This window comes from Winogradskyella litoriviva (assembly GCF_013249065.1).
GTDB classification, from domain to species: Bacteria; Bacteroidota; Bacteroidia; order Flavobacteriales; family Flavobacteriaceae; genus Winogradskyella; species Winogradskyella litoriviva.
Window position 1 is genome coordinate 60,955 of record NZ_JABRWQ010000001.1, and the last position, 26,138, is coordinate 87,092.

The following is a 26,138-nucleotide window of genomic DNA, read 5'->3' on the forward strand; positions in this document are numbered from 1 at the left end:
TAAGATGGGCTTTACCATTCCATATTTGGATAGGTACGTTGCATGTATTGTAAATCGCTCAATAAATATCCTAAATGTTCTGTATGAATGCCTTGTTTTCCACCTTTTTGGAAGTATTTAGATTCTGGTACTTCTAAAATAGACTCTAGCAATAAATCACTAACATTTTTATAATAGGCTTCTTTTAATTTGGTAACATCAACACCTATTCCTTCTTCAACCATTGCTTTATCTGCTTCTGTTTGATGAAACAATTCATCTGTATACGTCCACAAATCATTTATAGCTTCTTGCATTTTAGCTTTACTTTCTTCTGTTCCATCTCCTAAACGTTTTACCCAATCTGAAGAAAAACGTTCGTGATAACTCACTTCTTTTATACACTTATTAGCGATAGCTGATAAGGTTAAATCTGCACTTTTCTGTAATTCCTTTAAAAACGCTAAGTGATAAACATCGAATAAAAACTGACGTCCTAATGTGTAGGCAAAATTTGTATTAGGTTGTTCTACAAGTAATACGTTTTTATAATCGCGTTCTTTACGAAGCATTGCAATATCATCTTCTGTTCTTTCATCTCCTGCAATTTTTGCAGCATATTGAAAGTAGCTGCGTACTTGACCGAATAAGTCTAATGAAATATTTGTGCAAGCGATGTCTGTTTCTAGGCTTGGTCCATGACCTGTAAGTTCTCCTAATCTTTGACCGAGCATAAGACTGTTGTCTGCGATGCCTAGGATGTAATTGTATAAGTTTTGTTTCATCTTCAGTGCCCACGAAAGTAGGTATCTTTTTAATTACTTCTCGATACGATTTGCTCGTTCTCACAAATCACTCGAAGTGACGTTTTATTTATAGCTTTTGTAACTCTTCGACAAGCTCAGAGTGACATTTATGTTCAATTTGTGAGATTCCTTTTTTCAAAGGAATTTGTTACATATGTTTTACTTCGTCTGGTAAATCGTAAAATGTTGGATGACGATATACTTTGTCTTGAGCAGGCTCAAACATTTCGCCATTATTTTCAGGATTAGATGCTGTGATGTGCTTAGATTCTACCACCCAAATACTAACACCTTCACTTCGTCTTGTGTATACATCACGTGCATTTTCTAAAGCCATATCTTCATCTGCAGCGTGTAAACTTCCGCAGTGTCTGTGTTCTAATCCGTTTTTACTTCTTACGAAGACTTCCCATAAGGGCCAATTTTTTGTTGACATAATTTCTAATGCCTGTGAAAACAGGTATCTTGTTAATTATATTTCTTTTTTCTTTATGTTCATTTTGTCTTGAAACAAAACGAACCAAAAGTTCAAGTTGAAATGAGGAATTTTTAAAACTTCTTTTAGAGTTTTAAAACCTCAAAATGAAATCTAAATTTTTTCCAAGGCTTCAAAAATTCTTAACGATTTCATTTTTTTATTCTGCATTTCAACGTGGTGATTATTTACTAACTGATTTTTAAATCAAAAGTCATTGCCTTTTTAACTTTACTAAACTGCTTGTTTTTCTTTTCGTTCTTGTTTCTTTTCGGCGTGAGCCATTGCTGCATCTCTAATCCATTCGCCTTCTTCCCATGCATCTACTCTTGCTTTCATGCGTTCTTTGTTACAAGGTCCATGACCTTTTACAACTTGCCAGAACTCGTCCCAATCGATTGCTCCAAAATCGTAACTTTTTCTTTCTTCGTTCCATTTTAAATCTGGGTCTGGAATGGTGAGTCCAATTAATTCGGCTTGAGGTACTGTTTGATCTATAAACTGCTGACGCAAATCGTCGTTAGACTTACGTTTTAATTTCCATTTCATAGATTGTGCCGTATGCACAGAAACATCGTCTGTTGGTCCAAGCATCATTAAACTTGGCCACCACCAACGGTTTAACGCGTCTTGTGCCATTTCTTTTTGTTCTGGTGTTCCATTAGCCAATTTTATCATTATTTCATAGCCTTGACGTTGGTGAAAACTTTCTTCTTTACACACACGAATCATTGCTCTTGCATATGGTCCATAAGACGTATTACACAATGGTACTTGATTAATTATAGCTGCACCATCAACTAACCAACCAATGGCTCCCATATCTGCCCAAGTTATAGTTGGGTAATTAAAAATGGATGAATATTTTGCTTTTCCTGTATGCAATTGCTCGTACATTTCTTCTCTAGAAATCCCTAAAGTTTCGGTTGCAGAATATAAGTATAAACCATGCCCTGCTTCGTCTTGTACTTTTGCTAATAATGCGACTTTACGACGTAATGAAGGTGCTCTTGTTATCCAGTTTCCTTCAGGAAGCATTCCTACAATTTCAGAATGCGCATGCTGAGACATTTGCCTAATATGCGTTTTGCGATATTTTTCTGGCATCCAATCTTTTGGTTCGATTTTCTCGTCTCTTGCGATACGTGCTTCGAATTGTTTTTCTAAACTTTTTATTTGTTCTTCACTCATAATTTTTAGTATTTAGTGAATAGTTGTTAGTAATTATAGATTCCCACTTTCGTGGGAATGTTACACGTCGAAATCGACGATTACCTTATCTGTTGTTGGCACAGCTTGACAGCTTAATACCAAATTTTGAGATACTTCTTTATCGCTTAACGCGTAGTTTATTTTCATTTCTACGCTTCCTTCTTTGACTTCACATTTACAAGTACTGCAAACACCACCTTTACAAGCAAATGGTAAATCTGCTCCAGCTCGTAGTGCTGCATCTAAAATATTATCGTACTCTTTGGTCATTGTGAAAGCAAATTCTTTTCCTCCATCTACAATTATAACTTCAGTTCCTTCAACATCTTGTTGTGCTAAACGCTCTGCACGTTTTATATCTTCTTCCGATAAACCTGTTACGAATAACTCGAAATGCACTAATTCTTTTGGTAATCCTGCGTTTATTAAATACTCACTAACATAGTTTACCATTTTTTCTGGACCACAAAGAAACACTTCGTTTGTATCTGGAATATCTATAAATGTTTTTGTTAGCACTTGCATTTTTTCGTCATCAAAACGCCCATTAAACAACTCGATATCTCTTCGTTCTTTAGTTAAGAAATAATAGATTTCTAATCTACCGAAATATTTGTTTCTAAGCTGCTCTAGTTCTTCTTTAAAGATAATGGATTTTGCGGTTTTATTTACATAAAACAACTTACAAGTTGCATTAGGTTCTGCCGCTAAATGTGTTTTAATCATTGACAACACTGGTGTAATACCACTTCCTGCTGCAAAAAATAGATAGTTTTTTGATGATTTTGAGTTACACTCTACACCAAATGTACCACTTGGCGCCATGACTTCTAATTGGTCGCCAGCTTTTAATTTTTCGTTTATATAGGTCGAAAACTTTCCGCCAGGAATTAGCTTTACTGCTACTTGCCATTTATTATCAAGCGGACTTGAACATAATGAATAGGAACGACGGACGTCTTCTCCATTAATATCTGCTTTAAGGGTTAGATGTTGACCTTGACGGAAACGAAATTTTTCTTGTAATACAGAAGGTATATCAAAAGTTACCACAGAGGTATCTTCTGTTTCCTTATAAATGTCTTTTATTGTTAATTTATAAATATCTGCCATTAAACAGGATTATAATTAAATTATTCCGAAAACGATTTCGAAAAAATAGATTAAAAAAACTAACACTTGTTAGTTTCCATGACAAAGTTATAAAATAATATCTAAACTATTTGTTAATTCCTTTTATGAGGATTTGTGATAAGGAATGAGATAGTTCATCTAAATTGATGTCTTCCTTTTTTGGAATCCATAGATAGAGTGAACGCAAAGTGGTTAAAATTGAAAACATCATAACCTCTGGCTTAATGTTTATGATTTCTCCCGATGCTATTCCGGTTTCGAGAATTTTTCTAAAATCGTTTTCGTAATCATCTCTTAACTGCTGGTAATATTCAAGCTTTTCTTCGAGATGCATCCAATCGTTATTTAAAGATGCCATTCCGTATATATTCTGGTTAGAAATTTTAACATGAAGCTCTATAATTCTATTTAATTTACCAATGCAATTTTCATTAGAAGCCTGAATTTGCAGCATACCTTCTGTAAATTCTTCGGCAAGTGAAATAATTATGGTCTTTAAAATATCTTGTTTAGATTTTATATGATTGTAAAGACTAGCAGCCTTAATTCCCATTGCTTTGGCCAAATCTCGCATAGTGACTGCACTGTAACCCTTTTCTTTAAAAAGCTTTGCTGCTACTCTTATAATTTCTTCTTGCCTCGTTTCTATTTTCATGTTTAGCTAAAGTACTAAAATAAGAAGTTTTTATGCAACCAATTATATAATGTAACTTTGGTTACGCATTGTTCTAAATACATTATAGACTTTTGACAAAAAATAAATACTATGGGATTATTTAATGCTTTATTTGGAAAATCGACTAACAACGTTGCAGAATATATTGAAAAAGGTGCTGTGATATTAGATGTGAGAACCAAAAGCGAGTATCAAGGTGGACATATAAAAAATGCGCTCCACATTCCTGTTCAGGAATTAGGCAATAGAATTAATGAGGTTGTAAAGTTAAACAAACCTGTAATTGCATACTGTGCAAGCGGAATGCGTTCTGGTAGTGCAACAAGCTTATTAAAATCTAAAGGTGTAGATGCTATAAATGGTGGCGGAATTGGCAGTCTACAACGAAAATTGGGCTAAATCTTAATCTAAAAAATCTTCGAGATTATTAAGATGATTTAAACTTTCTATTGGCTTTTGATTATACTCTAAAGTCCAACCCAATGAATTAGTTAACATAAAGAATTTAGAAAGCTCACTGATTAAACGATTTTGAGCGTTAGATTTTAAATCTGACGCTTCAATCTTTTTCATAAGAGATTTACTAACAGTCTGTTTTATTTTATTATAGTCGCTAGCTTCAAATTGATTTAAATAATCTGCTTGTATATCGTAATATTCAAAATCTGGACTAATTTTAATTTCTTCTTCAGGAATATTTATAATCTGAAGTGTTTTAGTTGCTTCATCTATATTGTATTCAATCTTACTTAAATCATATGCTACAGTAACATCGGCATTAACTACAACTAATGCCTTTTTATCTGCAGACAGATAATCTCCAAAAATTGCTTTTGAATTTTTGTAACTAAATACTTCAGAAAAGTGCCCTTCTGTGACCACTAATTTTCCGACATTCTTAATTTGTTCTTGTATTAGAGCACTATGCTCTTCAATAACAGTTTTGTTTTCTTTTTTGTCTTCACAATACTTAAAAGTGAATAAGACAACTAATGTGATAACGACACCAAATAGTATTTTTCGCATAGGCTAATTTAACAAATTGCACTTTAATAGTCATTAATTAGGGCTTATTTAAATCTTGTTTTTTTGCTTTATATCGTAACTCTATGTGCATTAACTAAAAAAAATGCAAGATATCTTTATTATACAGAAGATTCAACACTAAGATATTAACTTAGTTATAGAATAAACTAAAAATAGAATAAACAAATATTTATGTTTTAAACATAAAATTTGAAGACGTCCCTCTAATCTCTAAAACAACTATTATGTTTAAAACTATAAGCATACTATTAATCCTACTATCAAGTATAACTTGTTATGGCCAGAAATTTACTTTAGTACAAAACACAAATCCTAAGGCCAGAGAATTAAAACATAGCTTAAACCAATCTAAAGACAGCCTATTATTAGAATGTGAACAGAAGATTATAAAAGTTGAGTTTTTTAATGAAGATTTTGACAAAATAGTAATTGTTGAAGACTTAAAAACAAAAATTTCACTTGAAGAATTCCCAATAGGTAAATTTATTATTGAAGCCCAATTGACAGATAAAATAATTCTTATTGATTTAATTAGACACGAAGAATATAAACCTAAAAACCTTACTAATATTAACGAGCCTGCTGAAGGTAAGGGAATGATGTTAGATGAAACATTGACCGTAATAAAAAACGCTCCTAACAAAAGTATTGCTTACATGCTAACACGCGATGATGCAAAACAAAAAAAAGTGTCTAATATAAAATTCTATTGGGTAATTTCTCAAACCAACAACAAAACTGGCTCCACTAAAACCATGAAGCTAGTAGACCAGAACTCTGTTGATAGATTAATTTTAAAGCACAAGGTAGAACTGAATAGTGATTGTGGCAGACTTAACGAATTAACTATTTGGGAAGTATACAATACAACGGAATTTATGGAAAACCAAGTATCCAATCCAGATTTTGTATATTCATCTACTACAGACTCCTTTAATAACATACCTTATTATTCCACCAATAATAGTGCTCAAGATTTATAATATAAACCATATTTTTAATTCTTAATAAACCTCTAAGAATTCTAACTAAGCTAATAAGTTTAATAAAAACTGCTCTTTTTTTGAGAGAAAATAGATTTTAAGGGCATCATACATCAGTAAAAACCAACGAGCATTTTACACTGGTTTTTACGCCTTACAACCTGAATATGTGTATTTTACCGATAGAAACTGGTAGACTATCTATTTTTTTACATCATTAATTTATTAACAAATACCTTTGTTATTAACTTTGAAATGCACATATTTGTCCATTATAGAGTTAAGATTGTTTCCCCAAAACAAAAACCTACTTAAACATGAAAATAATATACACAACTGTGTTCTTACTGTTGGCGTCCTTAGTTTATGGCCAAAAATCGACATTGTACCAAAATGTAAACGTAAGAGCAAAAGAACTTAAACACAACCTTAATAAAACTGGAGATAGCCTCATTTTAAAATGTGAGCGAACTATATACGAAGTCGTAATTTTTAATGATGATTTTGAGCGAGTTGTTTCCGTTAAAGATACCGAAATTACTATTCCAATAGCAGATGTACCCATTGGCAGATACATTGTTGAAGCTTTACTTAGTGACAAACTGATTGTAATTACTCTGCTACGAAACGAACCTTTTTCATTACCAGATACTGCTCCATTAATTACGGATACATCAGATTTATTTGGAACAAAAACAAAACCAAAAACTGAAGCAGTTGCAAGTGTCGAAAAACCTACGCAGCCAACTATTGAAGCCGAAATAAAAGTAACAGAAGTTGAAAAACCAGAACCAGAAGTGTCTGGGTCAGAAACAAATATATTAAAAACAGATATAGCCGTTGCCGGAAAAAAGGCCAAACCGAAGTTAACAAGAAAAGTTACTTACACAAAACCACAAAAACCAGCTGAAAGCAGCTTATCATTATTTAAGGCAGATAAAGTAGCTGCTAAAACTCAAAAAAGAAGCTCTAGAGAAGTTGATGCAGCTAGGGCTAATAGAATAGAAAGCACCTATTGGGTGGAATACAAAATTAATAATGGCCAGAGCTCACAGAAAATTCAAAAATTAGGTGACCAAGACACGGTTGATCGCATGATAAGGAAGATCGAAATTGATATGAAAACAAAAGCTGGTCGTTTAAACGAACTTATAATATGGACCGTCTATGATCCTCCAAAATTTGTAAAGCATAAGAAAGACCATAAAAACAACTTTACTTCAGTTCCTTCTGAAAGTTTTAAAATAGAACCATATTATAAAAAAGTTAATAACCCAGATAATTTATAACCCTACTTCTTTTTAAAATTATATTTTAAGACGAAATAATAAAAGCAACTGTAATTTATTGCTAATATTATTTCGTCTTTTAATTTATAAAAACAACTGCGTTTTTGATAAATTTACTATGATATTATACAATACTTTAATTCATCTTACTTTAAAAATCGATTACTAATTTTTATACATTTTCTAAATCACCTCCAATTAAAAAACTAACTGCATACGCTCATTTAAATACTAAATAACACATTCCTATTTCTTCCATAAAAAAAGGCTTTTTATATTTTAAATTTCACAGAAAAACAGCATAATCTTAATCTATATTTTCTGTATTATACCGAACACCAAAGCAGATTAACCCATAATAATGACGAGGTATCTAATTTAAAATTAAACTATAAAAAAAGCTCATAAATTTACACTTCACAACTAAACATTCTTAAAGAATTATTAGTGTGATAATTGTTTCCCCAAACAAAAAACACCTACTTATTATGAGACAATATTTCACTCTTGTGATACTATTATTGACCACTACAATTTATGGTCAGAAGTCTACGTTATACCAAAACATAAATTCTAGAGCGAAAGAACTTAAGCATAATCTTAATAAAACGGGTGACACACTAATTTTTAGTTGTGAGCGTACAATTTTTGAAGTTGTCATCTACAACGACGATTTTGAACGTGTTGTTAGAGTTAGAGGCAAGGGAGCAAAAATCCCAATAGCAGATATACCTGTAGGTAGATATCTTGTTGAAACCTTATTGAGAGACAAACTTATTGTCCTTACCTTAGTAAGAAACGAAGAAATAAAACAACAAAAACCAACTCCATTGATTACTGATGTAGCCACACCCTCAGAAATCCCAACAGTTAAGACTACTCAGCCTCAAAAATCCTTATTAAAGGAAAACAGTATTAATAAAAGTAATATCGTTGCAGCCGGTAAAAAAAAGCGACTTGTTCGTAATACGGCAATGACAGTAAAAAAGAAACCAGAAGTTAGGCGTATTAGAGAAAAGAAAGAGATTGCTACTTATTGGATTGTTTATATTATTAATAAAGGGACAAGTACTGAAAAGACACAAAAACTAGCAGATCAAGAAACCGTTGATTATTTAATACGAAAAATTAATATCGATATGAAAACATCAACAGGTCGCCAAAACGAACTCAGTATTTGGAAAGTTTATGACACTTCAGAATTTATGTTGCACAAAAGAAAAAACAAATCGGAATACATGAATATTGCTTCTGAAAGTTTTAACATGGAACCTTATTTCATCAAAGAAAACAAAACCGAATTATAGAAACTCAAAAAAATACCTATTTTTTAAGCTCTAACTTTTCAGCAAAATAATCACAAAAATCTTTCATTGTAGCAGTCATTTTCTCATCTTGAGTTGCCCTTAAAAACGTATCACTCATTGTAACTAAGGTTTGATGAAAAAACAACTTCATTTCATCCACAGGCATATCTTTGGTCCACAAATCTATTTTTAAAGTTTCTTGAGCATTACTATCCCATACAGATAGCATAACAGCTTTAGCTTCTTCATTGTTTACGCCTCCATCTTGAGCAGACCAATTAAGCTTTTCTGGCACCCGATTTTCATCGAGTTCTACATTTAATACAATCTTAGATTTTATAACTTTAGACATTATTTTCTTGGTTTAAAATTCGATTTTCTAAATATTTCTTCAGGCTCTGTTTGCATAATTTGCATTAAGTCTTTAGCTGTGTTCTCAGCATAAGCTTTTACAATCTGCCAACCTATATACTGCCCTAACCGTCCTGGTGAATCATTATCTAATTCTAGTCCAAATTTAGTGAATGGTGCATCTGCAATAAAACGACTTGGCAATTTGCCGTCTGTACTATATAATAACTCCTTTTCAATAAAATAACTCCAGATTTGACTTTCATTTGCTTCTGCCCATTTTAACTGAGCTTCAGAGTAGCCAATCTTTTCTGCATCTGTTTTAAACGGAATCATTAAATCTTTAAAATACAATAACTTTCCGAAAAAAATCATTTCATCTAACAGTGTTTTTCGTCTAGATTGAAACATATATTTTGCTGCATAACCATTTGCTACATCTGGTACAATTTGGGAGGATTTCATATTTGCAGTAATATACATGGGTATATTTTGGTAAAACTCATGGTTTGGCCCTAAATAATTATCTAACGCAATCAGCACCAAAGAATCATTAACAATTATTTTATCTCTGTAAGCGACGTCATTTGTTAAAGTAATTACTCTAGGTATTGTAAATGCTTTGTCGTAATATTTTAAATGCCGAAACAAACCGAATAAATCTTCTTTTGTTTCTTTAAAATTAGAAAACTCATTATTTACCTCTTCTAATAGTAGGTCTTGCAATGTATCGTTAATTCTATTAACCCATATAGAGTCTGGAGTATGTTTAGAAAACAGAAATGGATAAGCCATTTTTAATTGCCCCAAATCTGATGGTTTAGCTGCAGCAAATGCTCTATCAAATCGTTCTACATCAAAATCAACTTCAATTTTTGCAATTTCCTTTTCAACTTTAGACTCGTCATCACAAGAAAAAAGGAACAAACCCACTACTAATATTATAAAAAATCTTATCTGCATTTTATAAAACATTTTTAATCCTAACAGGATTGCATTATTTTTGTTGTGCAAAGGTACACTTCTTTGCAATAAAACTTCAAAAATTATGCAGACAGAAAAGATAGTAAATCATATTGTAGATTGGTTAAAGGACTATGCGACTAAGGCAGGCGTTAATGGTTTTGTTATAGGTATATCAGGAGGTATTGATTCTGCCGTTACCTCAACCTTATGTGCAAAAACTGGTTTAGATATTCTATGTATTGAAATGCCAATTCACCAAGCAGCAAGTCACGTCACTAGAGCGCAAGAACATATTGCACAGTTAAAAAAGCGTTTTCCAAATGTAAAAGACATAAGAGTTGATTTAACTCCAGTATTTGAAGAATTTAAAACGGAAATAAGTTTAGAAGGCAAACAAGCTACTGTAGATATGGCTTTAGCGAATACCAGAGCGCGTTTGCGAATGACAACGTTATACTATCACGCAGGACTTTTAGGGCTTTTAGTAGCAGGTACCGGAAATAAAGTTGAAGATTTCGGTGTAGGTTTTTATACTAAATATGGTGATGGAGGTGTGGATTTAAGTCCAATAGCAGACCTGTTAAAATCAGAAGTGTATGCACTTGGAGAATTCTTAAAAGTTCCGACATCTATTATGGAGGCAGCGCCAAGTGATGGTTTGTTTGGAGATGCACGAAGTGATGAAGACCAAATTGGAGCCTCGTACCCAGAATTAGAATGGGCAATGAAAATGAAAGACGACGGAAAAATAGCTTCTGATTTTGAAGGAAGACAACGCAAAGTTTTTGAAATTTTTACGAGATATAATAACTCTAATAAACACAAAATGATTGCCATTCCTGTTTGCGAAATTCCTAAAAATTTAAAATAAAAATTACACTAAACAGAATTAAATAGTGAATTTTATGAATTTTTAACTATTTTTACAACATTAAATCTACACATTGTATTAATAATAGCCTATTAATAGATAATAACCCTAACCTAAAAATTAAATACAATAGTAATGATACATATTTTACTTGTTGATAATCATCCCATAGTTAGAAAGGGATTAGAACTATTTTTAAACAGTAAGCCTGATCTTAAAGTTATAGGAAGTTTAGGGAGCGGAATTGAAATATTTGAATTTGTAAGACGTCATAAAGTTGATGTTATTATATCTGAAATTGACCTGCCAGAACTCAACGGAATTACAGCACTTAGAGCCATAAAAAAAGAATACAAATCTGTTAATGTTCTAATGTTTAGTCATCAACCTGAAGAAATTTATGCAATTAGTACATTAAAAGCAGGCGCTTCTGGTTATTTAAACAAAACTGCTGATATTGAAGAAATTGAAAAAGCTGTGAGAAAAATTCACAATGGTGAAACTTCATTAAGCGAAAAAATGGATAAACATTTGCGCTATGAAGATACTCGAAAAAGCAGAAGCAGAATGTTTAAAAAACTTTCTACCAGAGAAGTAGAAGTATTAAAACTGCTTTCTATTGGAAGAAAAAACAAAGAAATAGCTGAAGAGTTAGATATTAACGAAAAAACGGTAAGTACATACAAAGCACGTTTATATAAAAAACTCAACGTAACAAACATAGTAGATTTAATTCACCAAGCTAAACATCACAATTTAGCGTAGTTTAATTAAAAATCTAAATTAGATGCCACATAAAATTAATTTTATGTGGCATTTTTTTATCCTAATTAACCTATAACCTTACCTAGCTTTCTAGAAAGTAACATTTTAAGACCCAAATATTCTTTTACATCTTCCATAATGGTGCGTAAATCTGCCTCTTCCTTTAAAGTCTCATTTTTATATTGGGCAACTTTTTGATCAATTAAATAACACCGTAAACTTAATATAGTCTGACTTACTAATTGAGCCACAGAATCTCCCTTTTCCTTTGGCACAATTTGATTGCGCTCCCAATCATCTAAACTATATCTCTCGTCCTCCATTAAAATACTTGTTACAGTACTTGCAGCTTCTTGATCTAGCTGATTTACAAAATTTTTAGTCGAGAAATTTTCATCTTGATTTAGTTTATCAATTATAGAATAATAAAGTGTTTTAAATTGAGGGTTAGAAAACTGCATTTCATCCTCTTGTAAATCTAAATAGACTTTTTCAAAAACTCTAGTTTCTTGTTTTACAGGCTCTAAAACCAACTCTTTAGTCGCTTCATCCTCTTTTAACATTAAATCTTCAAATTGCTCAGTTCTATCACCATAAAGCATTAAAATCTCTATAATCTTTCGTTCTAATTCAAACTGAACATCTACTTTATTCTTTGCCTGTGGTTCGTTTTTTACAACCTGAAAGGCTTTCTGATTTTGTTGATGTGCTTTGTTGGCTTCAGCATTCTCTTTTTTATTAATCTGCGCTAAAGTACTAAACAGTACATTTTCGCTAATATCCATAATACGCGCACATTCTTGTATATAGATTTCACGTTTTATTTGATCCGGAATTTTAGCAATACTATTTACAATTTCTCTTATAGTTTCGGCTTTTTTTATTGGATCGTTATCCGCTTCTGTAACCAATAATGAGGCTTTAAACTGAATAAAATCTTTGGCATTTTTATTTAAATAATCTGTAAGTTCCTCTAAAGTATTTGATTTTGAAAAACTATCCGGATCTTCGCCATCTGGAAACGTACAAACCTTAACGTTAACGCCTTGTTCTAATATTAAATCTATACCTCTAATAGCCGCTCTTATACCTGCTGCATCACCATCAAAAAGTACCGTAATATTATTGGTAAGTCTATTAATTAATCTAATTTGATCCGATGACAAAGCCGTACCTGAGGACGAAACTACATTTTTAATACCAGTTTGATGAAACTGAATAACATCTGTATAACCCTCTACTAAATAACAATTATCTTCTTTGGCGATGCTTTGCTTAGCATGGTATAAGCCATAAAGCACTTTGCTTTTATGGTAAATTTCGCTTTCTGGAGAATTTAAGTATTTAGCGGCTTTTTTATCAGCTATTAAGATTCGTCCGCCAAAACCAAGTATTCGCCCACTCATACTATGAATAGGAAACATTACTCTGCCCTTAAATCTATCGAATCGTTTTTCACCTTTTACAATAGTTAAACCTGTCTGCTCAAGAAAATTAATATTATAACCTTTCCCCAAAGCATCATCTGTAAAAGCTTGCCACTCATCTAAGGAATAACCCAACTGAAATTTTTTAATTGTTTCTTCAGTAAAACCACGCTCTTTAAAATAACTTAAGCCTATTGCTTTTCCTTGATTTGTATTGTGCAGTATTTTCTGAAAATAGGTATTTGCGTACTCACTGACCAAATACAAGCTTTCTCTGGTATCTGCTTGTGCTTTTTCCTCGTCGGTACGTTCGGTTTCTTCTATTTCAATATTGTACTTTTTAGCTAGATATTTTATAGCTTCAGGATATGTAAAATGCTCATGCTCCATTAAAAAAGTGACTGCATTTCCGCCTTTACCACTAGAGAAGTCTTTCCAGATTTGTTTTACAGGTGACACCATAAAACTTGGCGAACGTTCCTCGCTAAACGGACTTAAACCCTTAAAATTACTTCCTGATTTTTTGAGTTGAACAAAATCGCCAATAACCTCTTCTACTCGAGCGGTTTCAAATACTTGTGCTATGGAATTTTGTGAAATCAAATTTTATAATTTATCTAGTTTGTAAATTTAAGACAAATCAACTATTCACGAAACTGCTGAATCATAAATGTTAAACATTAAATAATTACAATAGAGCATAATCGTTGTTTTATTAACTTTACAATATGAGCAAATCTTCTACCGCTATAAAAATATTCAAAAAAAAACGTTACTTAATTCCATTATTTATAATAACAATACTTATTGCTTTAAGACTTTATTTACCTAATTATGTAAAATCTAAAGTTAATGACATATTAGCTGAACTTCCTGGATATTATGGCGAAGTAGAAGAAGTAGATATTTCTTTAATACGTGGTGCATACGTAATTAAAGGTTTATATCTTAATAAAGTTAATGCTAAAACCCAAGTTCCTTTTTTAAATTTTCCACATACCGATATTTCTATAGAATGGAAGTCTTTATTTAATGGTAGAATAGTAAGTGAAATAATAATGAATAACCCAGAAGTTATTTATGTTATGGAAGATCAGCAAACCAATGGTGAAACACCAAATACTGACGATTGGACAAAAGCCTTAACAGACATAGTACCAATTGACATTAACAACTTTGAGATACACAACGGAAAATTTGCATTTGTAGAATTACAAGCTAATCCCAACATTGACCTTCACTTTAATCAATTAGAATTAATTGCTAAAAACTTAAGAAATGTATCCTCTAAAGATAGAACTTTACCATCACCAATACATGCAACTGCAACGTCTATTGGCAATGGAAAGATGACTGCAAACGGAAATATTAATCTAATTAAAGAAATACCAGATCTTAATATAGAGTTTGGATTAGAAAATGCAAATGTTACATCTTTAAATTCATTTACAAAACATTATGCTGGTATTGATTTTAAATCTGGGACTTTTGAATTATTTAGTGAAATAGCTATTGCAAATGGTTACATGAAAGGCTACATAAAACCATTGGTTACCAACTCTAAACTCATAAGTAAAGACGATCGTTTTTTAAGTATTTTATGGGAAGGTTTTGTTGGCTTTTTTAAGTTTATTTTAAAAAATCAGAAGACAGATACCTTAGCAACAAAAGTACCTATTGAAGGTGACCTAAACAATGTTGAAGCTGGTGTTTTACCAAGTGTAATTAACATTTTTGAAAACGCTTGGATTAAAGCATTTAAAAGTGCTGTAGATAATGAAATTGAATATGAGGATGCTTTTAAAGAAAAGAAAGAAGACTAAAAAAAGCCCAAATCAATAAGATAATTTAGGCTTTTCAAATTTGATTGATGATAATTTATTTAGTCCATATCAAATCGAAGTCCTACAGAAATGTTATTCTGCTCTACACTTTGATTTTTAAACAGTGGATTAAGATCGTATTTAACATACAGTGCTACTTCTCCAAGTGCTACATAACCACTTAATCCATATACAAATTCACTAACTTCAAATTGGTTACGTTGCTTATCCTTTTCATTATCTCCATTTTCTTTATATTTAATTTTTTGCATATCTCCAATATTTAATCCTGCGTAACCACCTAAACCTATTTTTAGTTTTTTATGAGTAGAATATCTAAAATAATCTTCTTTCTCTATTTTTTTAGATGGTCCAAATTCTAAATGCATCGGAAAAACCAAATTAGTTGTTCTAAATTTTATCTTTTTTGCATCTATAGGATACTCTTGTAAAGAGATATCTCCATTTGTATTTACAAAGTAATTATTATCCTTAAGCTTTAATTTATTCCATTGTATAGAGAAACCATATTTTAATCTCCAAAAATTAGTATTCTCAAAGATTCTAGTTTTCCAGGCATAACCTAATTCTATAAATCCAGATCCACCTATTTTATATGGCGTATCTTCAAAGTTTTGTCCATCGATTAAAGTATTATTAAAACCAAAAGCAAATACAAGATCTGAAGATGTTCTTAAATCATACTTTCTAGGTTTATCTTTTGAAGCTTCACCAACATATACAAATTTATCATCCTCACCAGCATCTCTACCAATTCTAAAAACAAAGCGCGAATCTTCATCTTTAGAATACTCATCGGAATCGTATCCATTTCGCTCCAATAAAGCAATTTGTTTATCAATAATAACAGTCCTATTTTCAATATTTAATACTGCCGTTTTAGCCGCTTCTTTTTTTAATGTTTCGGCTTCTGCTGCTGTTATTTCATCAGCATCTAATCTTTTGTTTATAATTTCAATTTTTAATTTTAAAATTGATTTCTCATCGTCTTCAATTTTAGCCCTTTCTACTTCTAACTGAGCAATTTTGTAATCTACCTTTTCTTTTCTAATGGAATCTAATTCTTGGGTTTGCGCTTGTAAATTTGAAAACGTAATGCTCAAAATTAAGCACACTAATAATTTTGTAATTGTAGTCATAACTGTTCGTTTTTTGATTAATGATAATTTTTGATTTGATGTATTATAAATGTATTCTCGATTTAATTATTTCGGTCTACAACCGCTGTTTTCACAGTTTTATAGCTATCCTTTAAAGCTTCAAACACCTTGGTTCTAAAAGACTGTCCCATTTCTTCCTCTACACTATTTAATAAAGCCTCTGCATCTGTAAGTTTATATGTTTCCTTCTGTAAATTTTCTTTAAACAATTCTTTACTTGCTAATTTTAATAAGGAGTCTATCTCCCTTTCACTTACTCCAGATTGCTCATCCTTTAACCCTTGTTTTGCAACAGCTAAAGCCTCTTTGATTAATGTTTTTTCAATAATATTCTGCTGTTCTATATTACTCTGGTTATTATTATTTGGCTGTGTATTTGGTTCCTTTACATTATCTTTATTAGCCAGCTTTATATTCTTTTTAGTTTTATCATTAATTACTTTTTTGTAATCTAAAATCTTTGGAGCTTCATTATTTGAAACAGCTATTTTCTCTTCTTCTACTATATTTTCTTGAGTCACCAATTCTAACGCCTTTTTAATTGGCTCTGCTTTTTCTGTTTTTAACTCTTCCTTTTTAACCTCTTCTTCAACAATTTGAGGTAGAATTTCTTCCGAATTATTATTGTTAAAAAACTGAATTGATATTGCCATCATAAGTATTAATCCTGCTGCAATACTTATCCACCAATACAATGGTTTTTTAGATTTTTTTTCGTCCTCATCTAATCGGTCAGATAATTTTGACCAAGCGTTTGATGAAGGAGACAAGGTTCGTCTCTCGAGCTTGTCTTTTATATTTTCTTCAAATTTAATTGGAGCCATAACTGCTATTATTTAATTCTTTAATTTTTTTCTGAAGCATTTGTCTTGCTTTAAACAATTGCGACTTTGAGGTGCCTTCAGAAATTTTTAATAGTTCGGCAATTTCTTGATGTTTATAACCTTCTATCGCATACATTACAAATACCATTCGGTAACCTTCTGGCAAACTATCAATGAGTAATTGTATTTCTGCAACTTCGATATTAGAATTTATATTGTTAGAAGCATCATGTTCTAAATAATCATCCTCTACAGCAAATTCTATATTCTTTTTTTTCCTTAAATACGAAATAGACTCGCGTACCATTATTCGTCTTATCCAACCTTCAAAACTACCTTCATTTTTAAATGACTTTAAATATTTAAACACTTTAAAAAAACCATTTAACATTACTTCCTCTGCCTGATACACATCTTTTATATAGTATCTGCACACGCTTAACATTTTTGGTGCATGCAACTCATATAAAACGTGTTGCGCTTCACGATTTTGTTTAGCAGCTCGTTCTATTAGTTTTTTTTCGTTTTTATGAAGTTGAATAACTTTCATGAGTTGTTTTAAGTTCTGAACACCTTAAGATTGCTTTCTATTTATAAAGACGTAATTTTGTAAATAATGGTTGCTTGGAAGGTAAAAAATAATCAAAATAAATTATAAAAAACTGAATATCAATTATTTATAATTTATTTTTTTCTTTCAATTACGTAATCTACCATAAGATTGAGCGATGCTTTGTAAGATGAATCTGGGTAATTTGCCAAAATATCTAAAGCTTCTTTTTGAAAGGCTTTCATTTTAGAAACAGCATAATCTAAACCACCATTATCTTTTACAAAATTAATCACAGCTTTAACTCTGGTTTTATCTTTATTATGATTTTTTACTGAATTGATTAACCAAGATTTCTCCTTTTTAGTGCAATTATTTAAGACATATATTAATGGTAAGGTCATTTTTTGTTCCTTAATATCAATACCAGTTGGTTTGCCAATGGATTCTTGTCCATAGTCAAATAAATCATCTTTAATCTGAAATGCCATACCTATTAACTCACCAAATTTGCGCATAGATTCTACTTCTGGAGAATTTGGCTTAACAGATGCAGCACCCAAACTGCAGCAAGCAGCGATAAGAGTTGCTGTTTTTTGTCTTATAATTTCGTAATAAACGGCTTCCGTAATATCTAGCTGTCTGGCTTTTTCAATCTGAAGTAATTCGCCCTCACTCATTTCTCTTACAGCTACCGAAATAATTTTTAGTAAATCAAAATCATTGTTATCAATGGAAAGCAACAGTCCTTTAGATAACAGAAAATCGCCTATGAGGACTGCTATTTTATTTTTCCAAAGGGCATTTATAGAGAAAAAACCTCTTCTTCTGTTACTGTCATCTACAACATCATCATGAACTAAAGTAGCTGTATGTATCAACTCTATAACCGAAGCACCTCTATAAGTACGTTCACTTACCTCACCATTATTCATCATTTTTGCTACCAAAAAAACAAACATTGGTCGCATTTGTTTTCCTTTTCGGTTAACAATATAATGTGTAATACGGTTTAATAACGCAACCTTACTTGCCATTGAAAGTTGAAACTTTTGTTCAAAAAGATCCATTTCGTAAGCTATAGGTTGTTTTATTTGTTCGGTTATCTTCATTATTGTTTTTAGAGCTGTAAAATTACAAATTCTATTAGTTTTTATATCTTAAAAATGAAATATAGCATTTTAACATTTACAGGTCAGAAATATTTGTAACTTTAGGCAATTAATCCAAAAAATAAAACACATGAAAAAAATTACTTTACTACTTACTCTTTTTTTTACTTCTTCCTTAATTTTTGGTCAAGTTGTATTAACTGAAGATTTTGAAGCTGGGACAACAATTCCTGCAGGTTGGACCAATAATGACATCGCTGGAGGTGGAGAAATATGGACAATTTCTTCTGGAGCAGACGCAATTGGTTTTACTGCTGGAAACGGATACAACTATAGCCTTGGGGAAATGGATGGAAATTTTGCCTTATTTGACAGTGACGGTTACGGAGGAACAATTGCGGAAAACGCTGCTATGGAAAGCCCTACTTTTGATTGTTCAAGCTTAGCATCAGTGACTTTAAGTTATAATCATTTTTTTACTTCAGGTTATTCTGCAGAAGGATATGTAGAAGTATCTACCGACGGAACAACTTGGACACAAGTAGCCTTTTATACTGGAGACGCTGCTGCGAATAGTTCTTTTGGTTTTGAATCAATTGACGTATCTACCGAATTGGCAGGTGCAGCTGCAGCGCAAGTAAGATTTAGATGGGTAGGAAACTATTCTTGGGCTTGGGCTTTTGATAACGTATCTGTTTTTCAATGTACGGTAGCCGCTCCTGACGCAGTTGCTACGGTAACAACACCAGCTGATGCTGCAACAGGTGTAGAGATTTTTTATGGTGCACCAGATAACTTAGGTCCTTTTGAATGGGTTGAACCTACTACAGGAGCTGCTATTGATAGCTATAATATTAATCTAGGAGAAACTGCTACAGGTGATGATATCGGTACAGTGGAAGGATTTGCTAATGGAAATTCAATAAATTTCGATTGGCAACCAAACACTACGTATTATTGGTCTATTGATGCAGTTAATTGTGCAGGTGTAACACCCGGTCCAATTTGGAGCTTTACTACTGCAGCATGTGCTGAAACAGCTGCTCCAGCTTTGGTAACTGCACCATATCCTTCGGACGCAGCTGCTGCAGTTGCTTTACAATCACCAGATTATTCAGCAGAATTTAGTTGGACTGCAGCTAACGCTGATGATACTTTTGTTTTAAATTTAGGTACAGAAAATCCACCAACACAATCATTTAACGATTTTGAAAATGGAGGAACAATTACTGGTCTAGCCTTAAGTACTACCTATTATTGGAGCGTAGATGTAATTAACTGTTTTGGTACAACAACAGGAACTGTTTGGAGTTTTACAACAGACGCAGCCTTAGGTGTTGAAGATAACTTTGACTCTATTAAAACTTTTAGTGTTTATCCTAATCCAACTTCTGGTACCTTAAATATTAAATCCGCTCAAGATGTTGATAATATTACTGTATTTAACCTATTAGGTCAAAATGTAGCTAGTTTCTCTAAAAATGAAATTACTAACTCATCAATTGATATGTCTAATTTATCAAAAGGACTGTATTTAGTAAAAATAACTTCTGGTGATAAAACTGAAACATTAAGAGTTACAAAAGAGTAAAACTTAATGATGTAATAAATTAAAAAAGCGGCAATAGCCGCTTTTTTTTATACCCTTTTAAAAAAACCTTACTATTTATTTCCGTCATTAGTATTTTCAGTTTTAGCTTTAGCTTTCTCAAATTTTAGATTCATATAATCATAATTATTACATTTACAGCAGATTTAAGCATTAGGTCTAAAATCCCATTCTTTTTATCAAAGTAAATTTTATGAAAGTACGCGAGCAGTTTATATTGATTTCTATAATAGCAGTTATAGCAATCATTGGTTTATCTTTTTTTTGGCATCCAATTTTATGGGCATTTTTATTAGTTGGTCCTCTAGTTATTATGGGATTTTTTGATATTATGCAAACTTCACATACCATAAGGCGTAACTATCCTTTATTAGGAAGATTTAGATACATGCTAGAATCTGTTAGACCAGAAATAATGCAATATTTTGTAGAAACGGACACGCAAGGAAGACCTTTAAATAGAATTTTTAGATCTTTAATTTATCGCAGAGCAAAAGGAGAAAATGACACAGAACCTTTTGGAACACAAATGGATTTATACCATTCTGGATACGAATGGTTAGAACATTCTATGTATGCAAAGAATAACCCAAAAGACATAGGTGAATTTCCTCGATTAATAATTGGCGGTAAAGATTGTAAACAACCTTACTCATCTAGCTTATTAAATATTTCTGCTATGAGCTTTGGATCACTGAGTAAAAACGCAGTACTTGCTTTAAACAAAGGTGCCAAAATGGGGAATTTTGCACACAATACAGGAGAAGGTGGTATTAGTAATTATCATTTAGAAAATGGTGGTGATTTAATTTGGCAAGTTGGTACAGGATATTTTGGCTGTAGAAAAGAAGATGGTACTTTTAACGAAGTTACCTTTAGAGAAAATGCCTTAAGACCAGAAGTAAAAATGATTGAGATTAAACTATCTCAAGGTGCTAAACCTGGACATGGAGGAATTTTACCTGCTTCTAAAAACACAGAAGAAATTGCAAAAATTAGACATGTAAAGCCAGGCATTGCTGTGCATTCTCCTCCTTCTCATTCAGCGTTTTCAAATCCAATTGAGTTTATGCATTTTATAAAAAAACTTAGAGATCTTTCAGATGGAAAACCAATAGGATTTAAATTATGTTTAGGAAGAAAACAAGAGTTTATGGATTTTTGTGAGGCTATGTTAGCTACCGGAATACTTCCAGATTTTATTACTGTAGATGGTGGTGAAGGAGGCACAGGTGCAGCACCTGTTGAATTTTCTAACTCGATGGGAATGCCGCTTCGTGAAGGTTTAATTTTTGTACACGATACTTTAGTTGGTTTCAACCTAAGAAAAGACATAAAAGTTATCGTTGCAGGAAAAATAATTACTGGTTTCCATATGGCAAGAGCTATCGCATTGGGTGCAGATGGCTGTAATAGCGCACGTGCCATGATGCTTTCTATTGGCTGTATACAAGCCTTACAATGTAATACTAATACATGTCCTGTAGGTGTTGCAACTCAAAATGCATCCTTGGTTAAAGGATTAGTTGTAGAAGATAAAGCACCAAGAGCAAACCGCTATCACGAAGCAACAATCCATAGTTTCTTAGAGTTAGTAGCTGCAGCTGGTTTAAACAGTCCTAGCGAATTAACGAGAGACCATATTAGTAAAAGATCGGGACTCTATGATGTTAAAACCTACCATGACATTTATCCTCCGATTAAGGAAGGCTCGCTATTAAATATTGATACTATTCCTGCGGACTACAAAAAATTCTTTCAAGTAACACGTATTATGAAATAAACTAAAAGACAATGTTGTATTTGGTCTTTAACTTATTTTAAATTGATCTAATTTAAACACAATTTTACATAGGTCTTAAGTTAAGTGTGCTTGTTCAAATTGTATCTTTGTGCTGAATAATAAAATACATCATCTCATTATAGATTTAATTTCAAAACACGCCAAAGAGTTATTAGAATTCTTTAAAAGCACAAGCTTTTCAAAAGCTGTATTGGTTAGTTTCGCTGTAACCACTCCAATAATTTTGGGAATTGCAACTAATCATTTAGAAATTGGGCTTGCGCTTTGTTTTGGAGCTATTTGGTGCTCACCAAGTGATGTTAGCGGAAGATTAAAACATAAGCAAATTGGTATTCTATATTCATCACTTTTGGTTGTTATAGTGAGTTTTATAGGTGGTTATCTTAAAGATTTAAATTACTTCCTTTTTCCTATTTTAGGTCTATTAACTTTTAGTATTGCTTTTATTTCAATTTACGGATTTAGAGCTTCTTTAATTAGCTTTTCTGGATTACTTGCATTAGTATTAAGCTTCGCTAACACTACAAATACACTAGAAAATTATACCTACGCTCTATTAATTGGTCTTGGTGGCATATGGTATTTATTACTTTCCACACTATGGTTTTATATTAATCCTAAAGCCCAAACCGAAGAAGCCATAATTAAAACTATTTTACTTACAGCAGATTTTATTGATATTAGAAAACAAATCATAGGAGAACAAGCTAATAGACAAAATTTACAAACTTCACTCATTAACTTACAAAGTGAACTCGCAGAACAACATGTAAGTTTGCGCGAAATATTATTATTATCTAGAAGAAGCTCTGGTAAATCTAATTATAAAAACAGACGTCTAATGGTATTTAGCCAATTAGTAGAAATCTTAGAAACTGCTAATGCAAATCCGGTAAATTACGACAAAATGGATGTCTTTTTTGAAATGCATCCGGAAACGAAAAAAAAATTTCAGAATCTCATTGCCGAATTATCTTATCAATTAAGAACTATAGCCAAAAATCTAAATCAAACTAATGAATTTTCATCAAACAAAATTCTATCTGATGCATTTAATAGTTTAGAAAAGGACATTTTAGAATTTAAAAACGAAAATAATTTTGAAGAATACGAACGTTATTTAATGCTTCAAAATTTCTTAGACTATCAAAAAAAGCAATTTGAAAAACTAAAAAAAATTAAATGGCTCTTAGGAAATCCTGAATTATCAACTGAAGATTATCATGACAACAACAAACTTAAACGGTTTATTGAAATACGAGATTATAACCCTAAAATAATACTCCGAAACTTTAGTTTTAGATCTACAATTTTTAAACATTCTTTGCGCTTATCTGTTGCTGTAATGTTAGGTTATGCTATTGGATTATTATTCGATTTTCAAAATCCGTATTGGATAATCCTTACCATAATCATTATAATGCGACCAAGTTATGGACTAACAAAAACACGGTCTAAAGACCGTATGATTGGCACACTCATTGGTGCGGTATTAGCAACCTGCTCAGTGTTTATAATTAATGATCCTTATATTTTTGGAGCGCTTGGTGTTTTATCCTTAGTCATTGCATTTTCTATGGTGCAAAAAAACTACAAAGCATCTGCAACTTTTATAACCTTAAGCGTTATATTAATTTACGCCATTTTAGAACCAAATATTTTTCAAGTAATACAATTTAGAGTAATTGATACATTAATTGGCGCAGCAATTTCATATTCCACTATGCGCTTAATCTGGCCTGCTTGGTCTATTGCAGAAATAAGCGACAATATTAAAGATAGTTTACAAGCCAACATAACTTTTTTTAAATCTATCAGTAACTTTTATCAAAAAAAAGGAGAAGTTCCGACTAGTTTAAAAATAAATAGAAAAGAAGCCTTTTTACAAATGTCTAACTTAAGTTCTGCTTTTCAGCGTATGGCTCAAGAGCCAGAATCTAAGCAAAAACATATTGATGAAATTTACGAACTTGTAGTACTTAACCATAGTTGTCTAACCTCTTTAGCTTCTTTGAGTACATACACCCAAAACAACAAAACGTCAAAAGCATCTAAAGATTTTATCTTAATTGCAGAACATATTATTAAGAATTTAGAGAAAGCTTGTGCAATGATAAAAGATGTTAACTTTAATGATTCTGAAATTAATAAATCTATCTTTATTCCAGAACCATATGATTTTCCTAAAAATTTAATAACTAGTGATAGTATATTAAAATCTGACAATGAGCTTACACACAAAGAGGCACATTTAGTTTGGGAACAACTATATTGGTTACATTCTTTGAGTGAAAAGATGCTAAAACTAACTTTTAAATTTTCGCGTTAAAATCTATGAAAAATATAAAATCAGCACTAATTATATCTGTCATAGTTATTGCAATATCTTTTTTTGCCTTTTACACTTTTACAAACCAAACACCTTTAGGTTCTAAAAAGGATATTGTTAAAGTTGAACAAAGGCTATCTTCAAAATATACTATTAAAAAAACCTTTAATTTACCTAAAATTCTAAACGAGATAAGTGGACTCGTTTGGCTCAATTATAATACGTTTGCCTGTATACAAGATGAATCTGGAACAATTTTTATATACAATACAGAAGAACACACTATTACAAATAGAATAAAATTTGCTGGTAAAGGTGATTACGAAGGACTTGCTATAAATAATTTAGACGCCTATGTTTTGCGAAGCGATGGTCTAATATATGAAGTAAAAAATTACAGCTCAGAAAATCTTGAAACCACAAAAATTAAAACCTCATTTAAAGGGTATAATAACATGGAGAGTTTAACTTTAGATAAAGAAAACAACCAGTTACTTATTACACCTAAAGATTATGATTTAGGAAAAAAACATATTAAAAGTATCTATAAAATCCCACTTACTACTAAGCTAATGGATGCCAATCCTGTTATTAATATTGATTTAAAAGCCGATATTTTAAAAGACTTTAGACGCAAAAAAATTCATGAAACTTTATGTCCATCTGATATTGCTATACACCCAAAAACTAAAGACATATATGTATTAGAAGGTAGAAATCCAAAACTCTTAATTTTGAATAATGCAGGAAAAATAAAAGATGTTTTTGAATTAGACAAACACAAATTTGCTCAACCAGAAGGTATTACATTTAGTGATGATGGTCGTTTATTTATCTCTAATGAAGCTAACAAAGAGAGAGCTAATATTCTAGAAGTAGAGTTGAAATAGCTTTACAGGATTGCTGCGCATCCTCTAAAACTCCGCTTTGAAAATAGTTTCAACAAAAAAACGCTCAAGCAAGCTTGGCGTTTTTTCTTTTGAAACTATTTATTCGTGACCTCGAGAGGATTCGAACCTCCAACCCTCAGAGCCGAAATCTGATATTCTATCCAGTTGAACTACGAGGCCTTATTTACCTAAAAAAATCAGGTATATTTCTTCTAAGTTAATTTGGATTTAACAATACTAGAAATAGTTTTACCATCAGCTTTACCTGCCAATGTTTTACTTACCATTCCCATTACCTTACCCATATCTTTCATGCCTTCTGCACCTGTGGCTGCAATTGTTTTCTCTACCTCAGCTGTAATCTCTTCTTCAGAAAGCTGCGTTGGCAAAAACTGGCTAATAATTTCTGCTTGTGCCAATTCTGGTTCAGCTAAATCATTACGATCTTGTTCTAAAAATATTGCAGCACTATCTTTTCGTTGCTTAACCATTTTTGATAAGATTTTTATTTCTTGTTCTTCGGAAATCTCTTCCTTAGACCCAGTAGCTGTTTGTGCTAATAATATTTCTGATTTTACAGCTCTTAAAGCAGCTAAAGCGGTTTGATCTTTTGCTTTCATTGCCGCCTTCATAGCAGTCATTATATCAACTTGTAAACTCATAACTTTATCCTTTTATTAAGAAGCGCAAAGATACTAAAAACTTTGGCTTGCTATACATAAACGGTA

The 26,138-nt window shown here is 31.7% G+C and carries 25 protein-coding genes and 1 tRNA gene; 11 read left to right on the forward strand and 15 right to left on the reverse strand.

The genetic code is table 11. From position 1 onward, the window contains the following. Positions 1-11: 11 nt before the first annotated feature. The 5 genes from paaC to HNV10_RS00265 form a co-directional block, all read right to left on the reverse strand. Positions 12-764 carry a 1,2-phenylacetyl-CoA epoxidase subunit PaaC gene (gene paaC, locus HNV10_RS00245; RefSeq protein WP_173299329.1) on the reverse strand — a complete coding sequence of 251 codons (753 nt, stop codon included), beginning with the start codon at positions 762-764 and terminating at the stop codon, positions 12-14. Positions 765-933: 169 nt separating this feature from the next. Next, a complete protein-coding gene (gene paaB / locus HNV10_RS00250) occupies positions 934-1,221 on the reverse strand; it encodes a 1,2-phenylacetyl-CoA epoxidase subunit PaaB (protein WP_173280079.1) in 288 nt (95 codons plus the stop codon). A gap of 273 nt (positions 1,222-1,494) precedes the next feature. Then, entirely contained in the window at positions 1,495-2,451 is a 957-nt protein-coding gene (gene paaA, locus HNV10_RS00255) for a 1,2-phenylacetyl-CoA epoxidase subunit PaaA (RefSeq protein ID WP_173299330.1), read from the reverse strand. Between the two features lie 60 nt (positions 2,452-2,511). Next, positions 2,512-3,585, reverse strand: coding sequence for an FAD-binding oxidoreductase (locus tag HNV10_RS00260; protein WP_173299331.1), 1,074 nt, complete (start codon positions 3,583-3,585; stop codon positions 2,512-2,514). 106 nt (positions 3,586-3,691) lie between these two features. After that, positions 3,692-4,261: a TetR/AcrR family transcriptional regulator gene (locus HNV10_RS00265; RefSeq protein ID WP_173299332.1), complete on the reverse strand. Its 570-nt coding sequence runs from the start codon at positions 4,259-4,261 to the stop codon at positions 3,692-3,694. Positions 4,262-4,372: 111 nt separating this feature from the next. On the opposite strand from HNV10_RS00265, the gene HNV10_RS00270 reads away from it, so the two are divergent. Continuing rightward, on the forward strand, positions 4,373-4,681 hold the full coding sequence (locus tag HNV10_RS00270) for a rhodanese-like domain-containing protein (protein WP_173299333.1): 309 nt from the start codon (positions 4,373-4,375) through the stop codon (positions 4,679-4,681). 3 nt (positions 4,682-4,684) lie between these two features. Here HNV10_RS00270 and HNV10_RS00275 read toward each other — a convergent pair whose 3' ends face one another. After that, positions 4,685-5,308 (reverse strand): DUF4230 domain-containing protein, encoded by a 624-nt coding sequence (locus HNV10_RS00275; protein WP_173299334.1) that lies wholly within the window; start codon positions 5,306-5,308, stop codon positions 4,685-4,687. 245 nt (positions 5,309-5,553) lie between these two features. On the opposite strand from HNV10_RS00275, the gene HNV10_RS00280 reads away from it, so the two are divergent. From HNV10_RS00280 to HNV10_RS00290, 3 genes are all read left to right on the forward strand, one after another. Continuing rightward, entirely contained in the window at positions 5,554-6,312 is a 759-nt protein-coding gene (locus HNV10_RS00280; RefSeq protein WP_173299335.1) for a hypothetical protein, read from the forward strand. A gap of 317 nt (positions 6,313-6,629) precedes the next feature. Further along, on the forward strand, positions 6,630-7,601 hold the full coding sequence (locus HNV10_RS00285; RefSeq protein ID WP_173299336.1) for a hypothetical protein: 972 nt from the start codon (positions 6,630-6,632) through the stop codon (positions 7,599-7,601). Between the two features lie 488 nt (positions 7,602-8,089). Further along, the gene (locus HNV10_RS00290) at positions 8,090-8,908 is read left to right on the forward strand and encodes a hypothetical protein (RefSeq protein WP_173299337.1); all 819 of its coding nucleotides are present in this window, start codon (positions 8,090-8,092) and stop codon (positions 8,906-8,908) included. A gap of 16 nt (positions 8,909-8,924) precedes the next feature. Here the strand turns inward: HNV10_RS00290 and gldC are convergent, their stop codons facing one another. Both gldC and gldB read right to left on the reverse strand, forming a co-directional pair. Beyond that, positions 8,925-9,260: a gliding motility protein GldC gene (gene gldC, locus HNV10_RS00295; protein WP_173299338.1), complete on the reverse strand. Its 336-nt coding sequence runs from the start codon at positions 9,258-9,260 to the stop codon at positions 8,925-8,927. Continuing rightward, positions 9,260-10,222, reverse strand: a complete 963-nt coding sequence (gene gldB, locus HNV10_RS00300) for a gliding motility lipoprotein GldB (RefSeq protein WP_173299339.1) — start codon at positions 10,220-10,222, stop codon at positions 9,260-9,262. Before gldB ends, gldC begins: the two co-directional genes overlap by 1 nt. An 85-nt stretch (positions 10,223-10,307) precedes the next feature. On the opposite strand from gldB, the gene nadE reads away from it, so the two are divergent. Next, positions 10,308-11,096 (forward strand): NAD(+) synthase, encoded by a 789-nt coding sequence (gene nadE / locus HNV10_RS00305; RefSeq protein WP_173299340.1) that lies wholly within the window; start codon positions 10,308-10,310, stop codon positions 11,094-11,096. Between the two features lie 135 nt (positions 11,097-11,231). Then, positions 11,232-11,861 carry a response regulator gene (locus HNV10_RS00310; RefSeq protein ID WP_173299341.1) on the forward strand — a complete coding sequence of 210 codons (630 nt, stop codon included), beginning with the start codon at positions 11,232-11,234 and terminating at the stop codon, positions 11,859-11,861. A gap of 65 nt (positions 11,862-11,926) precedes the next feature. Here the strand turns inward: HNV10_RS00310 and dnaG are convergent, their stop codons facing one another. Beyond that, positions 11,927-13,891 carry a DNA primase gene (dnaG, locus tag HNV10_RS00315; protein ID WP_173299342.1) on the reverse strand — a complete coding sequence of 655 codons (1,965 nt, stop codon included), beginning with the start codon at positions 13,889-13,891 and terminating at the stop codon, positions 11,927-11,929. Positions 13,892-14,016: 125 nt separating this feature from the next. On the opposite strand from dnaG, the gene HNV10_RS00320 reads away from it, so the two are divergent. Next, a complete protein-coding gene (locus HNV10_RS00320; RefSeq protein ID WP_173299343.1) occupies positions 14,017-15,111 on the forward strand; it encodes a DUF748 domain-containing protein in 1,095 nt (364 codons plus the stop codon). A gap of 59 nt (positions 15,112-15,170) precedes the next feature. Here the strand turns inward: HNV10_RS00320 and HNV10_RS00325 are convergent, their stop codons facing one another. The 4 genes from HNV10_RS00325 to HNV10_RS00340 form a co-directional block, all read right to left on the reverse strand. Further along, positions 15,171-16,271: a hypothetical protein gene (locus HNV10_RS00325; RefSeq protein WP_173299344.1), complete on the reverse strand. Its 1,101-nt coding sequence runs from the start codon at positions 16,269-16,271 to the stop codon at positions 15,171-15,173. A 62-nt stretch (positions 16,272-16,333) separates the two neighbouring features. Then, positions 16,334-17,116 (reverse strand): hypothetical protein, encoded by a 783-nt coding sequence (locus tag HNV10_RS00330; RefSeq protein WP_173299345.1) that lies wholly within the window; start codon positions 17,114-17,116, stop codon positions 16,334-16,336. Then, positions 17,103-17,666 carry an RNA polymerase sigma factor gene (locus tag HNV10_RS00335; RefSeq protein WP_173299346.1) on the reverse strand — a complete coding sequence of 188 codons (564 nt, stop codon included), beginning with the start codon at positions 17,664-17,666 and terminating at the stop codon, positions 17,103-17,105. Before HNV10_RS00335 ends, HNV10_RS00330 begins: the two co-directional genes overlap by 14 nt. Positions 17,667-17,800: 134 nt before the next feature. After that, the gene (locus HNV10_RS00340; protein WP_173299347.1) at positions 17,801-18,778 is read right to left on the reverse strand and encodes a polyprenyl synthetase family protein; all 978 of its coding nucleotides are present in this window, start codon (positions 18,776-18,778) and stop codon (positions 17,801-17,803) included. Positions 18,779-18,908: 130 nt separating this feature from the next. On the opposite strand from HNV10_RS00340, the gene HNV10_RS00345 reads away from it, so the two are divergent. From HNV10_RS00345 to HNV10_RS00360, 4 genes are all read left to right on the forward strand, one after another. Further along, entirely contained in the window at positions 18,909-20,369 is a 1,461-nt protein-coding gene (locus HNV10_RS00345; protein WP_173299348.1) for a T9SS type A sorting domain-containing protein, read from the forward strand. 211 nt (positions 20,370-20,580) lie between these two features. Next, the gene (locus HNV10_RS00350) at positions 20,581-22,170 is read left to right on the forward strand and encodes an FMN-binding glutamate synthase family protein (RefSeq protein WP_173299349.1); all 1,590 of its coding nucleotides are present in this window, start codon (positions 20,581-20,583) and stop codon (positions 22,168-22,170) included. 109 nt (positions 22,171-22,279) lie between these two features. Further along, entirely contained in the window at positions 22,280-24,520 is a 2,241-nt protein-coding gene (locus HNV10_RS00355) for an FUSC family protein (protein WP_317166870.1), read from the forward strand. A gap of 5 nt (positions 24,521-24,525) precedes the next feature. Beyond that, entirely contained in the window at positions 24,526-25,410 is an 885-nt protein-coding gene (locus tag HNV10_RS00360) for an SdiA-regulated domain-containing protein (protein WP_173299350.1), read from the forward strand. Between the two features lie 106 nt (positions 25,411-25,516). Here HNV10_RS00360 and HNV10_RS00365 read toward each other — a convergent pair. Then, positions 25,517-25,590: transfer RNA gene (locus HNV10_RS00365), tRNA-Arg, on the reverse strand. Between the two features lie 32 nt (positions 25,591-25,622). Beyond that, positions 25,623-26,072 carry a GatB/YqeY domain-containing protein gene (locus HNV10_RS00370; protein ID WP_173299351.1) on the reverse strand — a complete coding sequence of 150 codons (450 nt, stop codon included), beginning with the start codon at positions 26,070-26,072 and terminating at the stop codon, positions 25,623-25,625. Positions 26,073-26,138 lie beyond the last annotated feature (66 nt).